This window comes from Shewanella sp. 5S214 (genome assembly GCF_041439795.1).
Lineage (GTDB): Bacteria > Pseudomonadota > Gammaproteobacteria > Enterobacterales > Shewanellaceae > Shewanella > Shewanella vesiculosa.
Genome location: NZ_JBGOOV010000008.1, coordinates 144,258 through 170,471 on the forward strand (window position 1 = coordinate 144,258; position 26,214 = coordinate 170,471).

A 26,214-nucleotide genomic window follows, 5' to 3' on the forward strand; every position below is an offset into this window, starting at 1 on the left:
TTATCATGGTTGATTAAATAATAAGTGCCTAGGTTAATTACTCTGGACCCTAAATGATTCGAGTTGCAATTAATGGTTATGGCCGGATTGGCCGCTCAATACTTCGTGCCTTGTATGAGTCAGGAAAACGTCAACAGATCCAAATTGTGGCAATCAATGAGTTGGCAAAGCCAGAAGCCATTTGTCATTTAACCCAGTATGACACCACCCATGGTCGTTTTAAGCATACCGTTAAGCTAAAGGATGATCAGTTACTGATTGGTGACGACAGTATTTTGTTGCTCAATCAAGCAGATGCTAAGTTACTACCTTGGGCTGAACTTGATATTGATATCGTCTATGAGGCCACAGGCAGTTTAATCGACCGTCAAGCTTGCGAGGCACACATTCACGCTGGCGCTAAACAAGTTCTTATTAGCCATCCTTCCTCTGCAGATGTTGATGCCACTATTGTGTATGGCGTTAATCATGATTTATTACGCCCAGAGCATAGTGTTATTTCTAACGCTTCTTGCACCACTAATTGTATTGTTCCAGTCATCGATGTTCTCGATAAGCATTTTGAAGTCAAAAGTGGTGCTATTACTACAATTCACTCGGCGATGAATGATCAGCAGGTTATTGATGCTTACCATGATGATCTGCGCAGAACGCGCGCCGCAGGTCAGTCTATTATTCCGGTTGACACTAAATTAGCTCGCGGTATTGAACGTATTCTGCCGCACATGAAAGATAAGTTTGAAGCCATTTCCGTGCGAGTGCCAACCATAAATGTGACCGCGATCGACTTATCTGTCACGCTTGAGAAAAAAGTTAATATTGAACAGATTAACAGTGTGTTACAACGTGCCTCAAACGGCAGTTTTAATGGTATTTTAGGCTATACTGACGAGCCGTTGGTATCGTGCGACTTTAACCATGATCCCCGTTCAAGTATTGTTGATGGTACTCAAACTCGTGTCAGCGCAGGCCACTTGGTCAAATTATTATTATGGTGCGACAACGAATGGGGTTTTGCTAACCGCATGTTAGATACCAGTTTAGCGATGATCCAAGCAAAACTGGACCAATAACCTTAATCACATTTTGAGTAATGGGTGTTAACCGATTACACAGTAAAAATTTTGTTTTAACTTAAAAAGGAAAGGCTAATTATGGCAATTATAAACATGACAGATTTAGATCTACAAAATAAGCGCGTGCTTATTCGCGAAGATTTAAACGTGCCTGTCAGTGACGGTGTGGTGACCAGTGATGCGCGTTTACGTGCGTCATTACCAACGATTCAACTCGCATTAAAGAAAGGCGCTGCCGTAATGGTAATGTCGCATTTAGGTCGCCCAACAGAAGGCGAGTTTAATTCTGAGTATTCAATGCAACCGGTAGTGGACTATCTAGTTAAAGCACTTGATTGCCCAGTGCGTCTGGTCAGTGACTACCTTGATGGCGTTGACGTTAATGTTGGTGAAGTTGTGGTATTTGAAAACGTTCGCTTCAATGTGGGCGAAGGCAAAAACGATGACACATTAGCGAAGAAAATGGCGGCATTATGCGACGTGTATGTCATGGATGCATTCGGTACCGCTCACCGTGCCCAGGCTTCTACTCATGGTGTTGGTGTATATGCTCCTGTTGCTTGTGCCGGTCCGTTATTGGCCCAAGAATTAGATGCATTAGGCAAAGCACTGGATAATCCTGCCCGTCCAATGGTGGCGATAGTGGGTGGCTCTAAAGTATCGACCAAATTAACTGTCCTTGAAAGCTTATCGACCAAAGTTGACCAGTTAGTCGTCGGCGGCGGTATCGCCAATACTTTTATTGCTGCAGCAGGTTATAAAGTGGGTAAGTCACTGTATGAGGCTGATTTAGTTGAAGAAGCTAAACGTCTTGTGGCTAACGCTCGAAGCCGTGGTGGTGATATTCCTGTACCAACCGATGTGGTTGTTGCCAGTGAATTTAGCCCGACAGCGGCCGCGACACTGAAATCTGTCAATGATGTTACTGACAGCGATATGATTTTCGATATTGGTCCAGACAGTGCTGAAGCCCTGGCTAAGATAATTGAACAAGCTGGTACCATAGTCTGGAATGGTCCTGTGGGCGTGTTTGAATTCGATCAATTTGGTGAAGGTACTAAGCGTATTGCTGAGGCCATTGCTAATTCAAAAGCATTTTCTATTGCCGGCGGTGGTGACACTCTAGCGGCAGTGGATAAATACAATATTGCCGACAAAGTATCTTATATTTCAACCGGCGGTGGTGCTTTCCTTGAGTTTTTAGAAGGCAAAGAACTTCCCGCAGTAGCAATGCTTGAAAAGCGTGGCGCTTAGTCCACACCAAGTATTGATGCCGTAAAACCAAATAATAACTATAAAAAAACTGCTCTACCACAGTGGCTGTTTAGCTGCGGTAGAGTAAAAAATCCGTCCAAACGATAGTGACCTAGGTGAGTAATCACCCTATTATTGGAGAACAAAAAAATGGCTCTTATCTCTCTACGACAACTGCTTGACCACGCTGCAGAGCATGGTTATGGCGTCCCTGCTTTTAACGTGAATAACCTTGAGCAAATGCGTGCAATTATGCAAGCGGCTGAAGCGACTGACAGCCCTGTGATTGTTCAGGCTTCTGCTGGTGCACGTAAATATGCTCGCCCACAATTTTTAAAATATTTAATGGCAGCGGCACTTGAGCAGTATCCTGATATCCCTGTGTGTATTCATCAAGATCACGGTACTGATCCTGACATTTGTCAGCGTTCAATTCAGTTAGGCATGTCATCAGTCATGATGGATGGCTCGCTAATGGCTGATGGTAAAACACCTGCGTCATACGATTACAACGTTGATGTCACTCGCCGTACTGTGGCATTTGCCCATGCTTGTGGTGTGTCTGTTGAAGGTGAAATTGGCTGTTTAGGCAGTTTAGAAACTGGCCAAGCGGGCGAAGAAGACGGTGTCGGGGCTTCGGGCATTCTTAGCATGGACCAAATGTTAACAACGCCAGAAGAAGCTGCGCGTTTTGTTGCCGATACTCATGTTGATGCATTAGCCATTGCCATTGGTACTAGCCATGGTGCGTACAAGTTTAGCCGTAAACCTACTGGCGATGTGTTACGTATCGACCGTATTAAAGAAATTCATGCGCGTATCCCTAACACGCATTTAGTTATGCACGGTTCATCTTCAGTACCGCAAGAATGGCTGAAAATCATTAACCAATACGGTGGTGAAATTCCAGAAACGTACGGCGTACCGCTGGAAGAAATCGTTGAAGGCATTAAGCACGGTGTGCGTAAAGTGAACATTGATACCGATTTACGTTTAGCATCAACGGGTGCTGTGCGTAAATTCTTGGCTGAACATCCAGCAGAATTTGATCCACGTAAATTCTTGAAAGCATCAATGGAAGCGATGGCTGACATTTGTACTACTCGTTATGAAGCATTTGGTTGTGCAGGTATGGGCTCTAAAATTAAGCCTAAGTCACTGCAAGCAATGTATAAAGCTTATCAATCTGGCGAACTTGATCCTAAAATCATGTAAACCTATTAACGCTAGCATAATAAATCAGCTCATTTTTTGAATGGGCTGATTTTTTTGTAACTAAATAACGAAAAGTGTTGTTTTTTTAAACGTTATCCAGCATTATCCTCGACTTAAAAATTGACGCTAAAACGTCATCATTTACCCATACAGTCCAAATCTGTTAGCCCACTTTATAGTTGAATTAATTCTATGCTTGTTAAGCCTAATGCCCCGTTATCGCTATTTTCATTGACTTGGCCATTATTTGTTGATTTTGCTTTACACTTTTTAACTGCCGCAATTAACACCTTTATGATAAGCCATGTGTCTTATCAAGGTGTGGCGGCGTTGTCTGTTGGTAACATGGTATTTGAACTGGCAATTACGTTATTTAGTTTCGTCAGTATCGGTGCCAGTGTGGTCATTACCCAGTATTTAGGTTCGCAAAATAAAGCTGCTGCAAGTGCCGTAGTGTATTCATCCATTGGCTTTAATTTTTTAGTTGGGTTGGTCGCTGCGATAGGTATTTTATCCGGTTCAACCATGATGTTGAATTTAATGAATTTACCAGCAGAGCTTATGGCCGATGGTAAGTTGTATCTCCAGATTGTTGGTTTATGTTTAATTCCTGAGGCGATGGCCATGTGCTTAGCGGCGGGAATGCGGGCACATGGTTTTACTCAGCAAGCCATGTGGGTGACGTTATCGATGAATATCATCACTTTTATTGGCAACTTACTATTACTTTATGGTTGGTTTGGTTTGCCACAAATGGGTGTCGCTGGTGTGGCTATTAGTACCGTGGCTGGGCGACTCGTAGGTGTGAGCATTATGATGCTATTGTTTGTGCGTTACACAAAAATCCCATTGCACTTGCCGAGTATTTTGCGCCCTAATAAAGCCATGCTGAAAAAGGTGTTTCACATTGGTTTACCTGCCGCGGGCGAAAACGTCTCGTGGATGTTGCAATTTATGGTCGTTACCTCATTTGTTGGCTTAATGGGCGATAAAGCCTTAGCTGCGCAATCGTTGTATTTTCAAATCTGTATGTTTATTTTATTGTTCGGCTTATCTATCGGGATCGGTAATGAAATTATTATTGGCCATATGGTGGGGGCTAAGCAATTAAAAGCCGCAGAGCAGCAAATGTATCGAGCATTAAAGTTAGGTCTGATTGTGACCAGTATTGTGGCTTTATTCGCCGCAATATGGGGACCAAATCTTGTTGCTTTATTTACGGATGAGCAAGATATTATTGTGCTGGTGGGGCAGTTATTTGTGATCACACTCATTATGGAACCGGGTAGAACCTTTAACTTAGTGGTGATTAATGCCTTAAGAGCCAGTGGTGACGCCAAGTTTCCTTTTTTCATGGGAGTGTTTTCCATGTGGTGTATTGCTGTGCCTGGTGCTTATTATCTTGGTATTCATCTTGAGTTTGGCTTGCTGGGCATTTGGGCTGCTTTAGCCTTGGATGAATGGGTTAGGGGATTAGCCATGCTATGGCGCTGGCGAAGTGGTCGTTGGCATAATAAGAGCCTAGTGGCCTAATACTTGAGGCAAGACTATTTTTTCAATTTTGTGATCAAAGTGGTAATATGCGTGGAAATTTTAGACATACACCCTCCATTAGATTTTTGTAAATTGTAAATATAGGACGAAATGACATGAAAAAACTGCTAATTGCTGCAGCTATTACACTAACCATGCCATTTGCAGCACATGCTGGAAGTGAGTTTGTTGAAGGCGATGCGACTTTAGCTGGTGAGGCTGAAGTAGGTGCCACATTAACGACAGGTAACACTGATACTTCTTCGTTTAAAGCGCGCTTAGCGTTAAAGCAAGAATTGGGTAACTGGGAAAATCAGTATGTGTTAGAAGGACTGTACAAAGAAGACACTAAAGAAGTGACTGCAAAACGTTATTTTCTTGGGGTGCAAGGTAACTACCAGATTAATGATGTGAGCTATATGTTTGCTAACACAAACTATGAAGTGGATCCATTTACGGGTTACGATTTAACGTCTACCACGTCTGCCGGTTATGGTCATCGCTTTATCGATACTGACAGAATGTCTTTAAAAGCAGAGGCTGGTCCTGGTTATATTTACCAACAACTTGATGAAGAATCATCACTTGCTGAAGGTTACGATAGCCAAGACAGTATTATTGCTCACGCAGTTATCGATTTCCAAACTAAGATCAGCGACTCATCTAAGTTCCAGCAGAAATTTATTGCCGATTGGGGGTCTAAATTAGATGCTCGTTCTGAAACATCACTGACTGCCAATATTATTGGTGCATTAGCGATGAAGTTTGCCGTTATTGTTCGTTATAACAGTGAACCGCTTGATGATAAAGAAAGCACAGATACTGAAACAAACATGACATTACTTTATGCATTCTAAGTTAATGTTCAAGCGACATTAATACGAGTAACGTTTAAAAAAAGCTGGCTTTGCCAGCTTTTTTTATGCTCGTTTGAAATGGTGTCATATCAACAGTCTTGATACTTAATGCGACCTTGCATGTCTCAATATGTTAGTACTATTTTATAGGCTACCTGTTATTGGTTCGACTTCTTGATCCCATCTCTCAATCTGAATTTTGCCATAGCTCCAATGCGGTAATTTAGTCCTTTCTACATTCATTATCGTGCAATTAAACCTCGCGCAAAAAAACGCTATATTCGCGGACTGGTTCACGAATTAGTTATATTATCCGCAGGATAGTCGACTTAGCAGCCATTAGGTTCTCAGTTTGAGAGTATACTTTTTGTATCGGTCGATACACTGGAACAGTGCGATGCAAATAGGATGTTGTTGGTTCGACAGTACGCAACGATTATTGATAGATCAGACCTCTGCTGTGCAGTGGCATTTAAATGATCGCGAGTATTGGGTCGTGAGTCAATTAGTCCAGCATCGTGGTCAAGTCGTGCCGCTATCTATACTTGAAGCTGTGGCGATTTCAGCTGACAGCCCTCAGCCACTATCTCAAGTTGAGCTGCTAGAAATTATCGATAAAATCACTGATTATTTGTGTAACAACCATAGCAATCTTATTGAGTATGTACCTGATCAAGGCGTTATTTTATATGCTTTTGCAAGCGCCAAACACACCAAGATATTTGAGCAACCTAATAAGCTATTATCTGTAGGCCAGTACCTGTTTATTATTGTCATTCTATTAAGTGTATTGTTATTTGTTTACTCTAAACTTAACCCTCCAGAGCTTACTCAAGCTGATGTAGTACAGCAAATATTGGCCTCAGATGGTCGTATTGTTCAGCTGTTTGTATTTGGTAATAATAATCCGCAAGATGCGCAATTACATGCGGATTGTTTATCTTCGCAATTACGCTTATGTCATCATATCCGCTGGGACTCCATCAATATGACATTATCATCTAATCAGCATTACGTTAGTTTTACCTTGGGTGACTCCACAGCAGAAATACCATTAGTGAATAGCATTAAAGTGAATGTTGATAATATGAGTGTGCCATTTATCACTCAAGAATGGCTATTAAAGGTGGCCATTTGTGGCTAGATCATCGAATCTATTGGCACGCATTAAGATGCGAAGGTTGCTGCAGTCAAAACGCGGTAAACTTATTTTTGTACTAAGTATTGTATTAATGATTTTTCTTATCACCAGTGTGGTTAATCGTATTGCCAATACTCATACGGTTTGGCATTTTGATTGCTATGCCGACAGTTATTTCAGTCATCAAGGAGAATCGTCATTAAAGGTTGATAAAAGTAATTTATGGTTGAGCTTAGACATTGATCACCATCAAGCTAAACTGATTTACAAAATTGAGTCATCGGTCCATGGTACTGAAATAGCCCAGCTAGTCGGTAAGGTTGACCATGTGGATATGGGCTCATTCACATATCATTTAGGATTAACTCTTCAGCCCACACTTTGGCAAACTAGCAGTCGATTAAAGCCCTATTTACACAATGAATTTGGCATTATGGCCTCTCAAAAAATAGTGGGAGTTAGCATTGCTCAGCAAGTACAGGTGATTGACTTAGATAATGCATTAACCAGTGCAACACTTAAATTTCTTCCCAGCAATAACGTTTGGTCTTGCCAGTTAAGATCGCCCGATACCGCTCACTGATTTTCATTGAATAAATTAACTTTTAGCTTAATATTGCCTTTGCGGTATAGTAGCTAAGCGTTAATGAAAAAAGGTGTGTGAAATATATAGTGGCAAAAGTTAAAGTAAAACAAGAAGAAGCGTTATCAATTAAGTTCAGTCATCAAATGGGCCCCGGTGATCAGCGGGTATTTGACCTGTATTTTTATTTGCCTACAGAAATGGGTATTGGTTCGCATACCTTAGATGAAGAGGACTATTATCATAGTAGTATCCTTGGGCGTCGCTCTTATTATTCTAAAGGGCTACATCTACCCTTAGTCCAGTCTCGTTTTGTTAGTCTAAACAAGCGTACCTTAGAAGAGTTTCGCTTGTATCTTAATTTATTTGCTTACCAATTTGCCGTTGCTATTGAAACGGATGTCAAAGAATTACAACAAAAAGTCGATCCTAATGAGTTTTATCCAGCCTTGGATGAGCTTTGCGATGTTGTGACTCAATTACTGAAAAAGTTTCGTCGCAATGCTCCGAGTGATCCTAAGTGGAAATCGTATTTTGAGCATGCCGATAATTATTTATCTTGGTTTTGTGAGCAGCAGTTATTAAAGACACTGGCGCGAAGCCCCAGAAGTGCTGATTTTAGTGATGTTAAAGACAAGGTATTAAATGCATGTCGAGGTGAGAATCACTATAGAGAGCAAGAGTGCAAATACAATTCTGTGCAAACTCAGCTAGATGCTAATCGAATTTCCAATAAAATGCTCTTGTTAAGACGCTTAATCCAACAAGGTGTGGTGTTAAAAGAAGAGTTAAAACCCTTAGGTGTCGGTCTCAAAAAATTTGTTACTGGAGTCGCTACTGGGATGGTGATGTTGGTGGTGTCGGCATTGATTATTAAAGCCCAAGGTTTTTTTAATGAATTAACCATGACCCTGTTGTTAACATTAGCGGTGATTTATGGTTTCAGGGAAATATTTAAAGAGGATTTTCGTAATGCGATGTGGCGTTACATCCAACGTGGCCGTCCAAGATGGAGCCGTATTTTACGTGATACCACTACTCAAACTGTAGTTGCTAAGCAGTTAGTTTGGCTCGAATTTATGCGTAGTCAAGATATTCCCAAAGCGGTTTCGGATATCATGAGGCAACGTCACAGTCAGAATAAAGTCGACTCAGAAGTGCTGCATTATCGCATTGCGACTAAGGTGACAAACAAGCCTTTTGAGGCTGATTATTCGCAAATACAAGAACAAGTGAACTTCAGCTTAGTTCCTTTTGCCCGTCATCTAGAGCGAGGCAAAGCCAAAATATACTCAGAAAGTGAAGGTAATATTAGTAATGAGTCTGTTGAACGTCGTTATCAAGTTAACCTGGTTGCTGTGCTCCGTGATGGCAAGGAACAACCTGAATATGCTCGTTTTAAAGTGACCATGAACCGTTCAAGTATTGTGGAAATTAATGAAAGTAAACTGCCTGATAATGTTCAACCTTTCAGATTAGAGTCTGACGAAGTCCTTCCTGAAGTTGTTAGCCCTGCGCAGTCGCACACTTAAGTTACTCAGGAATAAGGCCATTGATGCCCCATTTCCTGTTACATTATCAAGGTTGTCAACAAGCACATCACCTGACGTTAAGCCATGCTTTGTTAGGTGATGTAAGCCGTCAATTTTAGCCAATGTTATTCGTTTCATTATTACTTGGTCGAGTAAAAGCTTGGCAAATATTTTGATCTACAGACTGTTTCGCGCGTTTTAAGGCTATTTCAGCATTGGTAAGATATTGGTCTAAACTTTGTGCTGGCTGGTAGCTGGCAATACCGATATTAATACCTTCTGCTAAATTTTTCTCTTCCAAGGTTTTCATCATGTTAATTGCATATTGATGCGCTGAATTGGCATTGGTATCTGTAAGTAAGATAACCAGCTTTCCGAGCTGCCATTGCGCTATTTGATAATGAAGCGGTAACTCAATCAGTAATTGTAGCTCAATGTCTTTTTGGCGTTTCTCAAGCTGACTCACATTACCCATGTTGCTAAAAATACCTTCAGGATTAATGTCCATCACCAGTAGGCTAGAGTATTTTTTAATTGAGTCACCTAGGTTGATAAAATAATTTTCAAGTTCATTTAAACGCAGCACTATCGCACTACGATGGCCAATAACATTACTGCTGTTTTTAGCTAATACAGTGGGGGTTGTTTGCTCAAACGTACAAATAAGGTATTCAATGTCACCGTCAAATGTTAATTGGCCTACTAATGTTGTTTTTAAACAATGATCATATCGACTGTGGTTAAACGGCATTATCTGTGCAGTCCATTCTCCCTGTAAACTGATTTGCGCGGTAATATTTTGCCATTGATTACTGACTTCGTCGCCGAGTAATGTCGTCAGTGAAATATCAGTGTCTCCGTGTAAAGACATCAGTTGATCAAATTGGTCATTACATTTTATGAGCACTCCGTTGGCATCGGTTAGCGCGGTAGCAACGGCGCTATTACTCATTAGTTGATACAGATAGGCTTGGCGCTGACTATCAAATAAGGCACTAATATCTTCAAAAGTGATCAGCCAATAGTGTTCATTACTGTTGGGGCACTTTTCACTCCGAATATGAGTTTGCAACATACTACTATTCTGCGTTTCCAAGCTGATCTCACCATGCCATTGTTTATCTTGGATTAACGCCTCTTTAATCTGATTTAAACGATCATCATCCAGATGCAGTACCCGTTGTAAACTGCGATCTTTTAGGGCATCAATTGACAGCGATAGCGCCGAAGCCGCTTTGGCATTAGCGCTCTGGATCCGGCCGCTATCATTAACAATTAAACAGCTTAATTCACTGTTAAACAAACCGTTACTCAATTGAAGACTATTTTGGTTTGAGCGACGCTCAAGCACAAATCTATGTCTTAATATTACTAGTAAACTGGCTAATAGTGCGACTAAGCATCCAGCGATAATGAGTACTATGCGCCATTGCTCATACCGAGCAGAAATATCATCATGGCGAATGTACGACAATAAAAAGTATTCTCTCTTGGTTTCATATTGGCTGGTTAACTCAACCTTAAGGTATACAAATGTGGCATCTTCACTATGAAACTGGCCAAAATTATTCATTGCCATTACACGCCATAATTCTGGATAAGTTTGTTTTAAACTGGACCCCAGAGTGTCAGGCATGCTGTCTAATGGCTCAGGTTGATTGGCACCTGCATACAGAAAGCCTTGGGTATCAAGTAAAAGTAAGGGGGAATTCTGATTAAAAAAAGCAGGTTTTATTGTTTCAAGTAATTTAACAATAGAATTATAAGTGACCAAATAACCTTTAATACTCTGATCAGGATTTTCTATCCATGATAACTGGTAGAAATACGGCTCTAATATGCCATCAACAGGTGTAAACGCCATGGGTGAGGTGTAAATATCATTACCCCCCATATTCCTCCCTGAGCCCAATAATGCTGCGGGAAGTTGCATGTTATTGAAACTCCCTGTGGTCGAAAATTGCAGTTGTCCTTGGGGATTAAATAATGCAAGTCCAAGCAGTTCTGGAATATTTTTCGTTAATGAGTCCCAGCTTTCGATCGTTCTTGATTGTAGTTGTGCAGAGGGTTTTTGCAGGTATTGTCGCAGTAATTCACCTTTGGCAAATGTCTGGGTTCTAAACTGCAAAAATGACACTTTGTCGGAGGCTAACGACGCAACAGTCTGTAATTCACTGTAACGTTGATCGGCCCAATCTTCCTGCAGACGACGCTCGCCTAAATTAACCACCATACTCGTAACGATAAACACCGCAATTAATAAAATAATCAATTGGCTTAGCAGCGAAAGAATATGCTGTTGCGACCAATGGGTCGCTTGTGAAGAAATTAATAACGAGTTTGAAGAACTCACTGCTGTGTGTTTAGACATGGTGCCACTTTTTTAGCATTCTCATGCTGGCAATACTAGCATGAAGCCGGCGTTGGCGAAAATGTCTGTACACTAATCGAATAGATTTGTTTAACCGATTATATCTAACTCGCGTTGTTTAAATATTGCGCCGTTTTTTTCAGCGATATTGCGGCAATGTTCAATGTTTACATTAGCCAGCCCGTTGATCGCACTGACATGGACTTCAGGTATGAATTTCGGCGCAAGATGAATAAATTCAAGTAACGCTTCATAGGACCCTGCTAGTTTAGGCCGGCAATGTTGCTGGTATGCTTCAGGGGTATCGGCATTAAGTGAAATTGACAGACTGTCTACACATTGGCTTAGCTCGGGTAAAATATTACGGCGATGAAAATGGTTACCCAAGCCATCGCTATTTAGCCTTACACGTCCACCTTGGGCTTTTATCGCGTGTGCAACCTGCAGCAAACACTCAAGGTTTAAGGTGGGTTCACCAAAACCGCAAAAAACATATTCTGCTACTTCATGCACATTACCCAATAGGGGGAATATATCGTCAGCTGTAATACGTTGAGACAAGGATAAGTCATATTCATGTATTTGCTTAGAGCCATTATGCTTAGGACAGAACTGGCATCTTAAGGTACATCTTGCGGTAATGTTCAGATAACGGTGATTACCTATATCGTAAACTAAGGTTGGCATGGCTGAGGAGGTGTTCATAATGGCTTTTTATCATCAAGATTATAGCGAGTATTCTAGCTAAATATTCAGCGTGACTATGTTGCTTAGCTCGCAGTTTTTAAAGCAAAAAAAACAGAGCCATGTCAGCTCTGTTTTTTTAGGTTAATAATCGAGTTTCATTGGCTTAATGGTGCTCGTCAGAACCTAAGGGGTCAGCAAGGGTTTTAGGTTGCCACCACCAAGAGAAAAATCGTCGCCATAGGCGTTTTATATCATCAAGAATAATGTATAAAATCGGCACTAGAATTAACGTCACTACGGTAGAGAATAAAATACCGAATGCTAGTGATGTCGCCATTGGAATAACAATTTTAGCCTGTAAGCTTTTTTCCATAATGATGGGCACTAAGCCAACAAAAGTGGTGAGTGAGGTTAAGATAATCGCTCTAAAGCGGTAACAACCAGAATCGATAGCCGATTGCAGCAGCGACTTGCCTTCTTCACGCGCTCGGTTAACAAAGTCGACTAAAATAAGCGAGTCGTTTACCACCACTCCAGCGAGTGCCACAATGCCACATAAGCTCAGTACACTCATTGAAAGCCCGAGAATATAGTGGCCAAACAAGGCGCCAATCATACCAAATGGAATAACCGACATAATGATTAACGGTTGTGTGTACGACTTTAATGGGATGGCCATTAAGGCATAAATAGTGAACATGGCAAAGAAGAAGCCTTGGGCTAAACCGAGCATGGCATTTTGCTCATCCAAGCTGCCGCCATCCAAAGCCGAAGCCACTTTGGGGAAACGCGCGGTTAATTCTGGCAAGAAGTCTTGCTGAATTTCGGCGACCACTTTTGATGGTTCAACATTGTTTTTATTCACATTGGCACTAATGGTGATCGCTCGGCGACCATCAACCCGAGTGATCGATGCGTACGACTCACCCAGTTCGATATCGGCTACGGTTGAAAATGGCACCGAGGCGCCAGATGGAGTGCGGATCAGCATGTTTTCAAGATCACCCATAGTACGACGTTGTTCTAGTGGGTAACGCACCATGACTTTGACTTCTTCTTTATTACGTAAAATTCGTTGGGCTTCATAACCATAAAAGCCGTAACGAACTTGGCGTGCTAAATCTGACAGTGTTAATCCTTGTGCTTCAGCTTCTGGACGAATGTTTAAGCGGATTTCGTGTGAACCCGATGAGAAGTTATCGGTAATATCATACACGCCTTCATAGGTAGCCAGTTTTGCTTTAAGCACTTTAGCGGCTTCAGATAACTGGTCTAAGTCCGTTGCCGTTAAGCGGAATGATAAGTCACCACCGGCATCGTTGGTGCTAGCATTGATATTAAGTTTTTTAACCGATAATAATTCCGGTAACTGTTTACGCCATTCTTCAGCAATTGCGACACCGTCGATTTCACGGTCTTCGCCTTTAGTCAGTTCGGTAAATACAAAGGCACTGCTGCGTGATTTCAATTCGATATAGCTATGCTTTACCATAGGGTAACCGTACTGTTCTTCAAGCTTAGTGTTCATTTTATATAACGCATCTTCGACTTGTTGCAGTACTTTTAAGGTATTTTGCTCAGAGCTGCCTTCTTCCATTTCAAGCTGAACTTGAATAAAGTCCGACGGAATATCAGGAAAGAAAACCCAGCGCACTTTGCCGCTTTGTACTAATGCAAGTGACAAAATCAGTACCCCAACAAATACCGCCACTACGCTGTAACGACGCGAAATGCAACGCTCTAAAAAGTGACGATAAGTGTGGTGGATAAAGTGCTGTAACCATTCATTGATGGCAAATTTAAGCCGCGAGAAAGGATTAGTTGGTGTGGTGCGTTTTTTGATTTTCATGTGAGCCAAATGCGCCGGTAAAATCAATTTTGATTCAATCAACGAAAATGCTAAACATAAAATCACCACCATGCCGATGGATTTCCAAATGATACCCATGGGGCCAGAGACCATGATCATAGGTACAAAGGCGGCAATGGTAGTGAGTACCCCAAATGTGGCCGGCATTGCCACTTTTTGCACTCCTTTTACCACGTTATCTAAAGAGTGGCCGTTTTCTTCTAGCTCGGTATAGGCGCTTTCTCCGATGACAATGGCGTCATCGACCACGATCCCTAGCACGAGAATAAATGCAAACAGTGTCAACATGTTGATCGACATATTAAATGGTTCAAGCGGCATTAATAACATGGTGCCTAAAAAACACACAGGCAAGCCCATCATCACCCAAAAGGCCAGTTTAAGATCTAAGAATAAGGCTAAAATAATAAACACTAATAGAGCACCGTAAAACATGTTCGACAGCATCATGTTCAAACGGCCTTGCAAGTAGTGGGTTAAATCACCCCAGGTATCCAGTTGAATATTGTTCGGTAAGGTTTTTTTTCGTTCAGCGACATAAGCTTTAACTTGCGACGAAATATCTAACGCGTTTTGATCGTCAATACTGGTGATTTCAATCACTGCAGCGGGCTTGCCGTTAAAGCGGGTGTATTCTAAACGCTCTTCAAAATCATCATTAATGGTGGCCACTTGCGGTAGCATAATTCGGCTGCCATCGGCACGGGTTTCTACCACTATTTGGGCAAAATCATCGGCAGTATAAGCTTGGCCTTTAGTCCGCAGAAGAATGTCACCGTCTTGGGCACGAATTGATCCACCGGGCAAATCAATGGATGAGTTTTGAACCGCTAATGCCACTTGGGTGAAAGTAATGCCATATTCGCGCAGTTTGTCTTCAGACAGCTCAATACCAATTTCGTAGTCGCGAACACCAGTGACTTTTGCGCGAGTAACTGCAGGTAAGTCGGTGATGTCGTCTCTGATTGCTTTAGCCATTTCCTTCATGTCATGTAGGCTCATGTCGCCATAGACAGATACCCAAATAACATTGTTTTCTGGCTTTATTTGGTAAATATTAGGTTTTTCGATGTTATCTGGGAAGGTGGCAATAGCATCAATACGCAACTTAGCTTCATCTAGGACTTGCTGAACATCGTAACCGTCTTCAACTTCAATGGTCACCGAGCCCACACTGTCGCTGGCAACTGACGTGACTTTTTTGATGCCGCTAATATCTTGAATTGCTTCTTCGATTTTAATATTAATCCCTTCTTCAATTTCTTGTGGCGCAGCACCTGGATAGGCCACATTAATATTGATGAGGTTTAATTCGAAGGTTGGAAATATTTCTTTATTAATAAGAACGGCACTAAACAAACCGCCAATAAGCAATGCTGCCATGAGTAAGTTGGCCGCGACACTGTTGCGAGCAAACCAGGCGATAATTCCTTTATTCGTTTCCATGCTTATTCACCTGCCGTCGGCGCGACTTGGACATTAGTATCGACTGGAGTGATCTTGCTTTCTTCGCCGAGTACTTTTATTTTCTGACCAGCATTCAAGCTATTAATACTCGTGGTTGATACGCGCTCTTTTGCTTTGAAACTGCCTTGAATATAAATATTGTCAACGTCTGAACGAATAATATTCACAGGGCGTATTTCGATAATATTGTCTGCGCTAACCACTGCTACTTGACCATTGCGCACTACGTGACGTGGCAGCTTTACCACATCATTCACCGTTCGCCCAGTAATTACAGCATTAACAAAGCTGCCGTATTTTAACGGTAATTGGCCTTCGGTTTTATGGTTACGTAAATACGGGTCATGTATTTCTGCGACTAGATATACCATGCGAGTTTGTTCGTCGATAACGTTTTCGCTGCGAACAATTTCGCCTTGCCAAGTGACTTGCTTGCCGGCTAACAATGCAGTCAATGTGACTGCAGTTTCAGGGTTATCAACAGATTCTAAATACGCGAGATCTTCATTTGCTAAAGGCAATCTAATTTCAGCAATACTGGTGTCGTATAGCTCGCCTAAATTAGTACCTAGTGTAACGTACTGACCTAAGTCAACATTACGCGCCTTAATGATACCGTCAAATGGTGCTCGGATAACGGTGCGGGCTAAGTTTCGTTGTGCACGGGCGAGTGCTGCTTCGGCATATTTAACGTTAGCTTGTTCTTTTTTGAGTTGTGGGATACGTAATCCCAGCTCTGGTGGTAAGCCATTACCAAAATCTTTAAATTCAATTTTAGCGACTTCGCCGCGGGCTTTTTCTTCATTCAATGCCGCCGTCGCTTGAGCAAGCGTTGCTTCAGCCTGCATGAGGTCGGCTTCATAATCTGACGGTTCTATAATGGCAAGTTGCTCACCTTTTTTAGCCACACCACCAGCAACAAAGTTAGCTGAAATACTGAGCAAGCGTCCTTGAACTTCTGTGACTAACTGGGTTTTATACTTAGGATTCACTACGCCGTATGATGGTAAGTTCAGCGACAAGGTTTGCGGGGTGACGGTTTGCACATTAATAATCGGCACACTGATCACTTCATCTTTTTGTTCAGGGGCTTCTTTGGTGCTGACTAATAATATCGCTGCGGCGGCAAACACGGCGATGATCAATAGCGGTGATAATCTTCTAAGTATGGTTTTTATCATTTCTTTTTGCGTATCCATGCTGAAATAATGCTGAAAGATTGTTAACTACGTTGGCTAACAAGTTTTACTGATTAATATTTTTACTCATTATCTCTAAATTAACAGAGTATGAAGCGTATCTGAATAGCTTAATGTAAATAAAATGTTTCAGGGTTTCATGTTTTTTATCATTTGGTCCCGAAATATCAGTAAATTGATTTTTTTATGGTGTTCGTATCGGGGTATACCATACCATTAAATTTTAAATTGTTATTAATTAGTTGCTTAGGTTGAAATATTTGCCTGGGTGTTTTTTGAGCTGAAATTAACATTTGTTGACACTTTCTTGCTCTATTGCCTCTAGTTAATAATGATATATAACGGTTTAGATATAAAAAAAGCGAATTACAGAGTAATTCGCTTTAATGCTGTCTAGTTAAGGCTGTCTAAGGAAGCCTAGATAAACCTAAATACTACTTTTTCTTGTATTTTTTTGATTTCACTCGAGCATCTTTTGCGTTGGCTTTTTTCTTTCCTGGCACCTTGGCTTCTTTGTGCTTAGGGCGAAGCTCTTCAATAACACGGCGTTTTAGCGGGAGCTCAATGTAGCGTTCAATTTTAGACACTATGCGCATGTCATGTGCTTCAACTAATGAAATTGCAGTGCCCTTTGCACCAGCACGTGCAGTTCGCCCAATGCGATGAACATATGCATCAGCAGAGCGAGGCATGTCAAAGTTAATCACATGAGTAATGTCATCAACATCAATACCGCGAGCTGCAACATCAGTGGCCAATAGCACATTGACCTCGCCTTTAGAGAAACGTCCAAGTGCTTGGAAGCGCTTTTTCTGTTCCATATCGCCGCGCATAAATGCACAAGGGATATTCGCTTTGAGTAATAGGCCTTCAAGGCTGGCAACCATTTCGCGCGTTTTAACAAACACTATGGTGCGTTTAACATTTTCTTGTTGAAGAATATGACACAACAAGGCAAATTTATGAGCTTGATCATCGGCCAAGTGTACCCACTGATGTACTTTGGCTTTTTCACTGCGCGGTGCTTCAACATCGACCATTACGGGATCGTTTAACAATTCACGTGCAAAACGATTAACCCCATTACCTTCAAGCGTGGCAGAGAACAACATGTTCTGTTTTCGACCCTGAGCTTCGATGGCAATTGATTGCACGACGGATGAGAACCCCATATCGAGCATGCGGTCAGCTTCATCAATAATTAAAATTTCAACTTCAGTCGCGTCAAATTTATCTTTGTCTAAATATTCCATTAATCGACCTGGGGTAGCGATTAATAAATCAACATTGTCTGCAAGAGCTTCTTCTTGTGGGCCATATGGCACACCACCGGTAATAATAACGATGTTGAGATCAAGCCCTGTTGCTAAGTGACTCGCATAACGATGAATTTGACTGGCTAATTCGCGAGTTGGTGTCAGCACTAAAATACGTGCTTGCCCCTCAAAACGGCGTGGGAAATCGATAAGATGCTGTAAAGCTGGCAGTAAAAAACTGGCCGTTTTACCGGTGCCTGTTGGCGCACGCGCTAAAATATCCCGCTGATCCATGGCCAATGGAATGGTTTGCTGCTGAATAGTGGTAGGGGTGTTGTGTCCCATGGCCTTGAGTGACTCTAATAAGCTAGGGTCGAGCTGGAAATCTTCAAATTGCATGCGCTGGTCTCGCTGAAAAATAGTTGAGTATTATAGCTGACCTAATGAGTAGGCTAAAGCTTTAAGTAGAATGGGCGGCATAAATCTATCATCGTTTCGCTGTATCGCCCTTGTTTATCGCGGATCGTCATCTGCTGATACTGAGTTTCAACCGGTGGAACAGTCAATATTGGTTGTTCAGTTACCGCTAGGTGATGCTGAATGGCCAATATTGATCGGTTAGCGAGCTTTCCCTCAATGCTAATGATATCAAGTTGCTTGGCAACGAATAGACCATAAGCATTAAGTTGTTGTGTAAAGCTCGCTAAACTTTGTTGCGGTAAAATAACACTTGCAGTGCCCTGGGGAGCAAGTAATTTGCTGATCACGCTTTGTAACTCACCGAAAGATAAGGTGTTCGTGTGTCTTGCGTCTGCTCGAGCGCTATTTTTAGCCTGGGTACCTTGCTCAAAGTAGGGAGGATTACAAATAATATGATCAAATAATGGCGCCGAATCGTTGAGGTGCTGTAGTTGAAAATCTTGAATTGCACCATGGTAGAGTTGTACCGTTTCATGCCAAGGGCTTTGTCTAATATTATGTTGGCAAGCATTTGCTGCTGCAGCGTCTATTTCTACAGCAATAATACGGCGGTGTTCAGGACTGCGTTGGGCCGCCATTAGGCTGAGTAAGCCACTTCCTGCACCAATATCAAGAATATGGTTCGACTGTGTTAATTCAGCCCAAGCTCCGAGTAAAACCGCATCTGTACTAACAGCCATACCACATTCTTTATCATCAATATGAAATTGTTTAAACGTAAAAGACATAGATAATTGATTACTCTTTCGGCTGTTTGAATGACTCGGACGGGATCATAACTGCTTTAGTTTTTACTGTCGCGTTTTAATTACCGACCTCTATCGTGGTTGATTTTTTGTTATGTTAATTAACTTAACATTCATAGGTGTGGTGAATATGTGCGCAAGTCTTGCCATAAATAGTAACTAAATCGTTTATTTTGCTTTTATGAGGTGCTGAAGCTTGAGTATTTAAGCGATGTTTGCTATTAGTTTGCGCACTTTTTTAGGCTTAAAGCTGAGTAAAAGGTCTAATTAAGACTGTTTTAACAGGGATGTGATGCTGAGTACTGAGCTAGCGATTTATTTCGTTACTTTCAAAAAAAGTTTTACTATTTTTAAGTGTATTTTTAACTTTACAATTTATTGTTCGTTCAGCTCATCAGTAGCTAATTAAAGCGTAATCAATTAGGTTTGTTAAAAAACATAACAATAAAACGAGGCTAGTAGTGCAAACAACTAAAATGAGTGTAACTGATACGCTAGGGTTAGGCTTTATGACCTTTGCGTTCTTTTTAGGTGCGGGTAACTTAATTTTCCCACCTTTTGCTGGCATGCTTGCTGGCGAGAATATGTCTTTTGCAATGTTTGGATTCTTAATAACTGCAGTAGGAATGCCTTTGATAGGCTTAATCGCCGTGGCGAAAGCCAACGGTAAAGTGATGGCGTTATTACCAGCCTTTGCTGCCACCGCATTAGCAGTGGCGATTTATATTATTATTGGCCCTGCATTTGCCGCCCCGCGTACCGCTTTGGTGGCGTTTGAAATTGGTGCAAGACCGTTTATTAGTCACCCAGATGCATTGATGTTACTCGGTGGGCAAGAGTTTAATATTGCGCAATTGATTTATACGTTAGTGTTTTTCTCTGTTGTGATGTTTTTATCTTTATTTCCAGGCAAATTACTCGATAGCGTAGGTAAAATACTTACTCCAGTATTAATTATATTATTAGTCGGTTTAGCCAGTTCAGTGATTATTCTCCCCGGTGCAGCGGTAAATTTACCCGTTGGTGAGTATATTAATAATCCATTAACAAAAGGGATAATTGAAGGCTATAACACCATGGATACCCTGGCATCATTGATGTTTGGTATGTTGATTATTGATTTGTTACGCAAAAAAGGTGTTAACGACGCAGCCGATCAAACTAAGTATTTAGTCCGTGCAGCATTTATTGCTGCTGGTGGTCTCGCGTTTGTGTATGTGTCGCTATTTTATCTTGGTGCATCTGCTGGCGATTTTGCTATTGGCGCAGACAATGGTGGTCAAATTTTAACTAATTATGTCACTTATCATTTTGGCTCAATTGGCACATTAATGTTGTCAACGGTAGTAACGCTAGCATGCTTAACGACTGCGGTTGGTTTAGTCACTGCTTGTTCTGAATTTTTTAACGAGTTAATGCCAAGCTTGTCTTATAAATTGTTGGTCGTTTTGCTCAGTGTGATTTGTGCTACCGTTGCTAACGTTGGGTTAACCCAGTTAATTAGCATTAGTATTCCAGTGCTAATGACCATTTACCCGGTCGCCATAGCCTTGGTATTAGTAACGTTTTTAACGGAGCGTTTTGCTAGACCTGAGTTTTCGCATCGTATTGTGTTAAGTGTTGCACTATTTTTTGGTATTTTTGACGGGTTACAAACCGCTGGTATGGACATGAGTTTCCTTGATTTTATGCCATTGCATGCCGAGGGAATGGCTTGGTTGCTACCCACGGCGTTAACGGCGATAGTGTGTTTGTTTTTACCTAAAAATATGCCTCAAAAAGCCGATATTTAAACTTTAAATAAGTCATAATATACCCATCAATATAACGACGTTATGATAAATTATCTAACGTCGTTTTTTATTATTTATTGGATAATGCTTTGGCCAAACCTGCTTATCAACCGGATCCATTAATTAACCAGTTTCTTGATGATCTATGGTCAACCAAGGGGTTAAGTGACAATACTTTGGTGTCCTATCGTACTGATTTACAACATTTGGATCGTTATGTATCGGCTCAAGGGATCCATTTACTCGATGTTGACCAAGCCCAATTACGCGACTATCTTGCTATGCGCTTTGATAAACAATTTGCCAAAAGCAGTACCGCTAGATTGCTTAGCAGTTTACGGCGTTTTTATGCTTACTTATTAGTGAAGCAAAAAATTAGCCAAGATCCGACCGCATTAATTAAGTCGCCAAAACTCGCGCGTCAACTACCTGATACCTTGTCGGAGGCACAAATTGACAGCTTATTATCTGAGCCGAATACCGATGAGCCTATTGAGCATCGTGATAAAGCCATGTTGGAACTCTTATATGCCACCGGCTTGCGTGTAACCGAGTTGGTCAGTTTAACCATGGAGCAAATTAGTTTGCGCCAAGGCTTGGTCAGGGTGATGGGTAAAGGCGGCAAAGAGCGCTTAGTTCCTTTAGGTGAGTTGGCTATTTCAGCCGTTGAGCAGTACATCAAGTTTGCTCGTGCTGAGTTATTAAGTATGAAGCAGTCTGATGTATTATTTCCATCACGACGAGGGCAAATGATGACACGGCAAACCTTTTGGCATCGGGTTAAGTTGTATGCTGCAAGGGCGGGGATTAGCTGTCATATATCACCGCATACGTTACGTCATGCTTTTGCTACTCATTTATTGAATCACGGTGCAGATCTTCGAGTTGTTCAACTTTTATTGGGACATAGTGATTTATCCACCACGCAAATATATACTCATGTAGCGAAAGTGCGTTTACAGCAATTGCATAGCCAGCATCATCCGCGCGGTTGAGTGCGATAATGATCAAATCGTTACATTTTAAGCATGTCAGTCTAGTTGCGTTAACGAAACTAAGTCTGTAAGTTTTATTCACTAAGTCGGGTCTATTGAACTGAACCCGTGCCATTTAGGAATTATCATGAAGTTAACCAAAACATTAGCCCTTGTTGCCAGCCTTGTTATTGCTCCTATTGTGTCAGCTGCACCTGCGACTGATGTCTCAAATGAATCTGCATTAAAGCAAAAGCTTACAGATACCTTGGGTGTCAACGTGTCGTTAATTCAACAATCTCCAATTGATGGTTTATATCAAGTACTAACCGATCGTGGAGTGTTATACGTAACCAAAGATGGCGCTAAGCTGTTTCATGGCAATCTGTATGATATCGACAAAGGGATGAAAAATTTAACCGAGGCTGCATTGGCCGGTCCTCGTATCGAACTGTTGAAACCATTTGAAGATGAGATGTTGGTTTATAAAGCTAAAAATGAGAAACACGTTGTCACTGTGTTTACTGATGTCGATTGTGGTTATTGCCGTAAGCTACACAGTCAGATGCAAGGCTATAATGATTTAGGTATTACCATTCGCTATTTAGCATATCCTCGTGCGGGTATTCCTTCTGCTAATGCTGATGAGATGCAAGCGGTATGGTGTGCTAAAGATCCTCTCAAAGCGATGTCAGAAGCAAAGTCAGGTGGTAAGGTCACTGCCGCGAGTTGTGATATCGATATCGCTGCCCAGTATAAGTTAGGCACATCTTTTGGTATTAACGGTACTCCTGCGTTGATTTTAGAAAATGGTGTTATGGTGCCGGGTTATCAAGCGCCAGCTGACTTATTACGTACGATAGAAGCAAACTTATAAAGCATATTGATAAATCAATGTCGTAAAACGTGTGCTAAAAACGTAAAATTAAGGTGAGCTTAGGCTCACCTTTTTGTTATGCTTATTTCTCATATTACCCGGTTAAGGTTGCCTTTTGTCTCATAGAATAGTCCGACGTCCTCAGGTTGATGATAGCCATTTACCCGCCTCTTTATCACCATTATTGAAACAACTTTATGCTCGCCGTGGCGTGACTGAAGACAACTGTGATTTATTACTCAGTAAGTTATTACGCCCCGAGACGATGAAAGGGCTAGCGGAAGCTGCCATTGTCATTGCCGATGCCATTGCTGCTCAGCGGTCGATACTCATAGTTGGGGATTTTGACGCTGATGGTGCTACCTCAACCAGTGTATGTATGTTGGCACTGAAAATGATGGGGGCTCAGCATATTGATTACCTCATTCCAAACCGTTTTGATTATGGCTATGGTTTAAGTCCTGAAATTGTTGCCGTGGCATACTCTAAAAATGCTGATGTATTAATTACTGTTGATAATGGTATCTCTTCGATTGAAGGCGTGGCTGCAGCCAAGTTATTGGGGATGACCGTTGTCGTGACAGATCATCACTTGCCCGGTAATACCTTGCCTAACGCTGATGTTATTGTAAATCCAAACCAGCCAGGGTGTCAGTTTGCCAGTAAGTCTATTGCTGGTGTTGGGGTGGCATTTTATCTTATGTCAGCACTGCGCGCCGAATTAAGGCAACGTAATTGGTATCAACTACAACACATTGTAGAGCCTAATCTCGGCTCATTGTTGGATATTGTCGCTTTAGGGACGGTTGCTGATGTGGTGTCGCTAGACACTAATAATCGTATTTTAGTTAATGCAGGTTTACAGCGTGTTAGAAGTGGTCGTTGTCGTGTCGGTATTACTACTTTACTTGAAGTGGCAAAACGTAGCCCTGAAAAGATGGTTGCCGCCGATTTTGGCTTTGCGGTGGGCCCCAGATTAAATGCTGCTGGTCGTTTGGATGAAATGGCTTTAGGGGTTGAGATCTTACTGTGTGAAGACATCATGCTTGCAAGAAGAATGGCTGCCGAATTAGATGGCTTGAACCAAGAGCGCCGTGAACTTGAAACGGGTATGCAGCAAGAGGCATTAAAGAGTCTATCGAAAGTATCACTAAATGAGGATCATTTACCTTGGGGGATTGCTATCTTTCAGGATGATTGGCATCAAGGGGTGATTGGTATTTTGGCCTCACGGATTAAGGATCGCTATCATCGGCCGGTTATTGCTTTTGCTGATGCCGGTGATGGGACGATTAAAGGCTCGGCTCGTTCAATTAAAGGCTTGCACATGCGCGATGTGCTCGAGCGTATCAATAGCCTCTATCCAGGGATGATAACTAAATTTGGCGGCCATGCGATGGCGGCAGGACTCTCGTTAAAAGCTGATGTGTTTGAACTCTTTACCCAAGCCTTTGATGATGCCGTGAGGGAGGTATTAGATTATGAGCAACTCACAGGAGAGCTTCTGTCTGATGGTGAGTTACCGAGTGATTTAATGACGCTCGATATGGCCTTTTTATTACGTAATGCTGGGCCTTGGGGGCAGTCATTTGAAGAGCCGCTATTTGATGGCATGTTTAATGTTGTCCAGCAGCGTATCGTCGGCGAGAAACATTTAAAGCTATTATTAGAGACGCAGTGTGGCAGCACTATGTTAGATGCAATTGCCTTTAATGTGGACTTAGCCATATGGCCAGATGCAACGATTAAACATGCTCGCGTGGTTTATAAGCTTGATGTGAATGAGTTTAGAGGTAACCAAACCGTGCAGTTAATGGTGGATTACATTGAACCCTTGTGATCGCAATTTAACTGTTATTTAGCTTAGAGCTTTAGGTTTGTTCTGTGTTCTAAGACCAACAGCACTGTAGCGTTAACTTGTCGATACAACTAAAACAAAAAGGCCTCGCAATGCGAGGCCTTTTTGTTAAATCTTATAAAGTTATTTGGTACAGGTGAGAGGACTTGAACCTCCACGCCCTTGCGAGCATCAGCACCTGAAGCTGACGTGTCTACCAATTCCACCACACCTGCAAAACATGTATCGCGAAATAACTTTATTTTTATTAGTCGCAGTAGCCACCAATATCAATATGGTGCCCGAACCCGGAATCGAACCAGGGACACGAGGATTTTCAATCCTCTGCTCTACCGACTGAGCTATTCGGGCGACGGACGCAATTTAAAGGATTTTGACCTGTTGAGTCAACTTGTTTTTAATGTTTTTATCAAAATTTGTTTCATTTGAACGTATTTTGGTCGTATCGAATATTATTCGGCCAAAGCATCGTATTGTAATCAATATTGCATTTCATGATGGTTAGTGGATTAAATGATGTTAAGGTGCCTTTTTTACCCGTGGCATCAGCACGCAAAGTAAAAATACCGTTAACTATGTAGCGATGAGATCTGCTGATATTGTTGAGTTAGGTATAAAAAAACGCTCCTAGGAGCGTTTAATACTAAATACCAGTTGCTGTCATTTGACTAGTTAGATACAAGCTCATTATTTGGGAAGTTAGCTTTCATTACTGTTTTGACGTTTTGTTGAAGCTTTTCCTGACCTAGCTCCTCATACGCTTGAGCCATAATTTCTAATGCTCGTTCGGTTGAAGGCGTTCCTGGAAACTTCTCCATCACTGATTGAGCACGAACAGCAGCAGCACTCCATGCATTCATTTTAATATAATATTCAGCAACTTGGATAGAATATTTAGCTAAACGGTTCTTTAAGAACTGCATACGTTGTTGTGCATCAGCAGAATACTTACTGTCTGGATACGATTTAATCAATCTATCGAAATCTTTAAATGCATCTTGGGCATATTTAGGATCACGATCGGTACGATCAATATTCATTAAATCGTGAAATAAGTAATTATCTGCCTGCATATTCGTTAAACCACGCATATAATAGACGTAATCTATATTAGGATGCGTTGGATTGAGGCGTAAAAAGCGATCAATATTGGCAAGTCCTGATGCAGCATCATCCATTTTGTAATACGCATAAATCAAGTCTAATTGAACTTGAGTTTTGTGCGGACCAAATGGAAAACGAGAGTCCAATGCTTCAAGTGAACGGACGGCTTTAGAGTAATTACCTAATTCCATTGACGTTCTTGCTTGAGAATACAGGACCTCAGGTGATGCTTTACTGGCAACATCATCGTCTTCAGGACTGCTACTACAGGCTGTTATAGCCAGTGAAAGTAATACTAGGGCGGCACCTTTGGCAATTTTATTCATACTTGAATTTAATTC

Annotated in this window: 19 protein-coding genes and 2 tRNA genes; 12 read left to right on the forward strand and 9 right to left on the reverse strand. The window is 41.6% G+C overall.

The annotated features are described in order from the left end of the window. Nucleotides 1–53: 53 nt before the first annotated feature. The 8 genes from epd (at nt 54) to ACED29_RS07730 (ending at nt 9,191) form a co-directional block, all read left to right on the forward strand. Complete coding sequence (gene epd, locus ACED29_RS07695) at nt 54–1,073, forward strand: erythrose-4-phosphate dehydrogenase (RefSeq protein WP_182696657.1); 1,020 nt, start codon at nt 54–56, stop codon at nt 1,071–1,073. Nucleotides 1,074–1,154: 81 nt separating this feature from the next. Further along, the gene (locus ACED29_RS07700) at nt 1,155–2,330 is read left to right on the forward strand and encodes a phosphoglycerate kinase (RefSeq protein ID WP_371697396.1); all 1,176 of its coding nucleotides are present in this window, start codon (nt 1,155–1,157) and stop codon (nt 2,328–2,330) included. A gap of 150 nt (nt 2,331–2,480) precedes the next feature. Next, nucleotides 2,481–3,545: a class II fructose-bisphosphate aldolase gene (gene fba / locus ACED29_RS07705; protein ID WP_124018035.1), complete on the forward strand. Its 1,065-nt coding sequence runs from the start codon at nt 2,481–2,483 to the stop codon at nt 3,543–3,545. A 192-nt stretch (nt 3,546–3,737) separates the two neighbouring features. Further along, on the forward strand, nt 3,738–5,078 hold the full coding sequence (locus ACED29_RS07710; RefSeq protein ID WP_371697397.1) for an MATE family efflux transporter: 1,341 nt from the start codon (nt 3,738–3,740) through the stop codon (nt 5,076–5,078). Nucleotides 5,079–5,194: 116 nt separating this feature from the next. Then, nucleotides 5,195–5,935, forward strand: a complete 741-nt coding sequence (locus ACED29_RS07715; RefSeq protein ID WP_124018033.1) for a DUF481 domain-containing protein — start codon at nt 5,195–5,197, stop codon at nt 5,933–5,935. A 397-nt stretch (nt 5,936–6,332) separates the two neighbouring features. Further along, nucleotides 6,333–7,079 (forward strand): hypothetical protein, encoded by a 747-nt coding sequence (locus ACED29_RS07720; protein WP_371697398.1) that lies wholly within the window; start codon nt 6,333–6,335, stop codon nt 7,077–7,079. After that, on the forward strand, nt 7,072–7,659 hold the full coding sequence (locus ACED29_RS07725; protein WP_371697399.1) for a hypothetical protein: 588 nt from the start codon (nt 7,072–7,074) through the stop codon (nt 7,657–7,659). The genes ACED29_RS07720 and ACED29_RS07725 overlap by 8 nt, the downstream gene beginning before the upstream one ends. Before the next feature lie 89 nt (nt 7,660–7,748). Then, complete coding sequence (locus tag ACED29_RS07730; RefSeq protein WP_182722306.1) at nt 7,749–9,191, forward strand: hypothetical protein; 1,443 nt, start codon at nt 7,749–7,751, stop codon at nt 9,189–9,191. A 115-nt stretch (nt 9,192–9,306) separates the two neighbouring features. Here the strand turns inward: ACED29_RS07730 and ACED29_RS07735 are convergent, their stop codons facing one another. The 6 genes from ACED29_RS07735 to ACED29_RS07760 all read right to left on the reverse strand — a co-directional run bounded on the left by ACED29_RS07735 (nt 9,307) and on the right by ACED29_RS07760 (nt 19,249). Continuing rightward, a complete protein-coding gene (locus ACED29_RS07735) occupies nt 9,307–11,562 on the reverse strand; it encodes a PAS domain-containing protein (protein ID WP_182722305.1) in 2,256 nt (751 codons plus the stop codon). A gap of 90 nt (nt 11,563–11,652) precedes the next feature. Further along, nucleotides 11,653–12,267 carry a TatD family nuclease-associated radical SAM protein gene (locus ACED29_RS07740; RefSeq protein ID WP_371697400.1) on the reverse strand — a complete coding sequence of 205 codons (615 nt, stop codon included), beginning with the start codon at nt 12,265–12,267 and terminating at the stop codon, nt 11,653–11,655. Between the two features lie 145 nt (nt 12,268–12,412). Further along, the gene (locus ACED29_RS07745) at nt 12,413–15,565 is read right to left on the reverse strand and encodes an efflux RND transporter permease subunit (protein WP_124018027.1); all 3,153 of its coding nucleotides are present in this window, start codon (nt 15,563–15,565) and stop codon (nt 12,413–12,415) included. A 2-nt stretch (nt 15,566–15,567) separates the two neighbouring features. Beyond that, a complete protein-coding gene (locus ACED29_RS07750; RefSeq protein WP_371697406.1) occupies nt 15,568–16,767 on the reverse strand; it encodes an efflux RND transporter periplasmic adaptor subunit in 1,200 nt (399 codons plus the stop codon). Nucleotides 16,768–17,219: 452 nt separating this feature from the next. Beyond that, nucleotides 17,220–18,440 (reverse strand): ATP-dependent RNA helicase SrmB, encoded by a 1,221-nt coding sequence (gene srmB, locus ACED29_RS07755; RefSeq protein WP_124018025.1) that lies wholly within the window; start codon nt 18,438–18,440, stop codon nt 17,220–17,222. Between the two features lie 53 nt (nt 18,441–18,493). Beyond that, the gene (locus ACED29_RS07760; protein WP_371697401.1) at nt 18,494–19,249 is read right to left on the reverse strand and encodes a tRNA1(Val) (adenine(37)-N6)-methyltransferase; all 756 of its coding nucleotides are present in this window, start codon (nt 19,247–19,249) and stop codon (nt 18,494–18,496) included. Nucleotides 19,250–19,728: 479 nt separating this feature from the next. Here ACED29_RS07760 and brnQ point away from each other — a divergent pair, with 479 nt between their 5' ends. The 4 genes from brnQ (at nt 19,729) to recJ (ending at nt 24,751) form a co-directional block, all read left to right on the forward strand. After that, complete coding sequence (brnQ, locus tag ACED29_RS07765) at nt 19,729–21,060, forward strand: branched-chain amino acid transport system II carrier protein (protein WP_235781757.1); 1,332 nt, start codon at nt 19,729–19,731, stop codon at nt 21,058–21,060. An 89-nt stretch (nt 21,061–21,149) separates the two neighbouring features. Further along, nucleotides 21,150–22,055 carry a site-specific tyrosine recombinase XerD gene (gene xerD, locus ACED29_RS07770; RefSeq protein ID WP_165870173.1) on the forward strand — a complete coding sequence of 302 codons (906 nt, stop codon included), beginning with the start codon at nt 21,150–21,152 and terminating at the stop codon, nt 22,053–22,055. A gap of 127 nt (nt 22,056–22,182) precedes the next feature. Next, the gene (gene dsbC, locus ACED29_RS07775; protein WP_124018022.1) at nt 22,183–22,911 is read left to right on the forward strand and encodes a bifunctional protein-disulfide isomerase/oxidoreductase DsbC; all 729 of its coding nucleotides are present in this window, start codon (nt 22,183–22,185) and stop codon (nt 22,909–22,911) included. Between the two features lie 115 nt (nt 22,912–23,026). Further along, the gene (recJ, locus tag ACED29_RS07780) at nt 23,027–24,751 is read left to right on the forward strand and encodes a single-stranded-DNA-specific exonuclease RecJ (protein ID WP_182696648.1); all 1,725 of its coding nucleotides are present in this window, start codon (nt 23,027–23,029) and stop codon (nt 24,749–24,751) included. 146 nt (nt 24,752–24,897) lie between these two features. Here the strand turns inward: recJ and ACED29_RS07785 are convergent. The 3 genes from ACED29_RS07785 to ACED29_RS07795 all read right to left on the reverse strand — a co-directional run bounded on the left by ACED29_RS07785 (nt 24,898) and on the right by ACED29_RS07795 (nt 26,199). Beyond that, nucleotides 24,898–24,984: transfer RNA gene (locus tag ACED29_RS07785), tRNA-Leu, on the reverse strand. A gap of 60 nt (nt 24,985–25,044) precedes the next feature. Beyond that, nucleotides 25,045–25,120: transfer RNA gene (locus ACED29_RS07790), tRNA-Phe, on the reverse strand. A 317-nt stretch (nt 25,121–25,437) separates the two neighbouring features. Further along, entirely contained in the window at nt 25,438–26,199 is a 762-nt protein-coding gene (locus ACED29_RS07795) for an outer membrane protein assembly factor BamD (protein WP_124018020.1), read from the reverse strand. Between the last annotated feature and the right edge of the window lie 15 nt (nt 26,200–26,214).

Excerpts from the sequence above, each read along its gene's own strand:
- ACED29_RS07795 (WP_124018020.1), bottom strand. The coding sequence starts at position 26,199 with ATGAATAAAATTGCCAAAGGTGCCGCCCTAGTATTACTTTCACTGGCT.
- fba (WP_124018035.1), top strand. The coding sequence starts at position 2,481 with ATGGCTCTTATCTCTCTACGACAACTGCTTGACCACGCTGCAGAGCAT.
- ACED29_RS07740 (WP_371697400.1), bottom strand. The coding sequence starts at position 12,267 with ATGAACACCTCCTCAGCCATGCCAACCTTAGTTTACGATATAGGTAAT.
- epd (WP_182696657.1), top strand. The coding sequence starts at position 54 with ATGATTCGAGTTGCAATTAATGGTTATGGCCGGATTGGCCGCTCAATA.
- srmB (WP_124018025.1), bottom strand. The coding sequence starts at position 18,440 with ATGCAATTTGAAGATTTCCAGCTCGACCCTAGCTTATTAGAGTCACTC.
- ACED29_RS07745 (WP_124018027.1), bottom strand. The coding sequence starts at position 15,565 with ATGGAAACGAATAAAGGAATTATCGCCTGGTTTGCTCGCAACAGTGTC.
- ACED29_RS07750 (WP_371697406.1), bottom strand. The coding sequence starts at position 16,767 with ATGATAAAAACCATACTTAGAAGATTATCACCGCTATTGATCATCGCC.
- ACED29_RS07735 (WP_182722305.1), bottom strand. The coding sequence starts at position 11,562 with ATGTCTAAACACACAGCAGTGAGTTCTTCAAACTCGTTATTAATTTCT.
- ACED29_RS07715 (WP_124018033.1), top strand. The coding sequence starts at position 5,195 with ATGAAAAAACTGCTAATTGCTGCAGCTATTACACTAACCATGCCATTT.
- ACED29_RS07760 (WP_371697401.1), bottom strand. The coding sequence starts at position 19,249 with ATGTCTTTTACGTTTAAACAATTTCATATTGATGATAAAGAATGTGGT.
- ACED29_RS07710 (WP_371697397.1), top strand. The coding sequence starts at position 3,738 with ATGCTTGTTAAGCCTAATGCCCCGTTATCGCTATTTTCATTGACTTGG.
- dsbC (WP_124018022.1), top strand. The coding sequence starts at position 22,183 with ATGAAGTTAACCAAAACATTAGCCCTTGTTGCCAGCCTTGTTATTGCT.
- ACED29_RS07720 (WP_371697398.1), top strand. The coding sequence starts at position 6,333 with ATGCAAATAGGATGTTGTTGGTTCGACAGTACGCAACGATTATTGATA.
- ACED29_RS07700 (WP_371697396.1), top strand. The coding sequence starts at position 1,155 with ATGGCAATTATAAACATGACAGATTTAGATCTACAAAATAAGCGCGTG.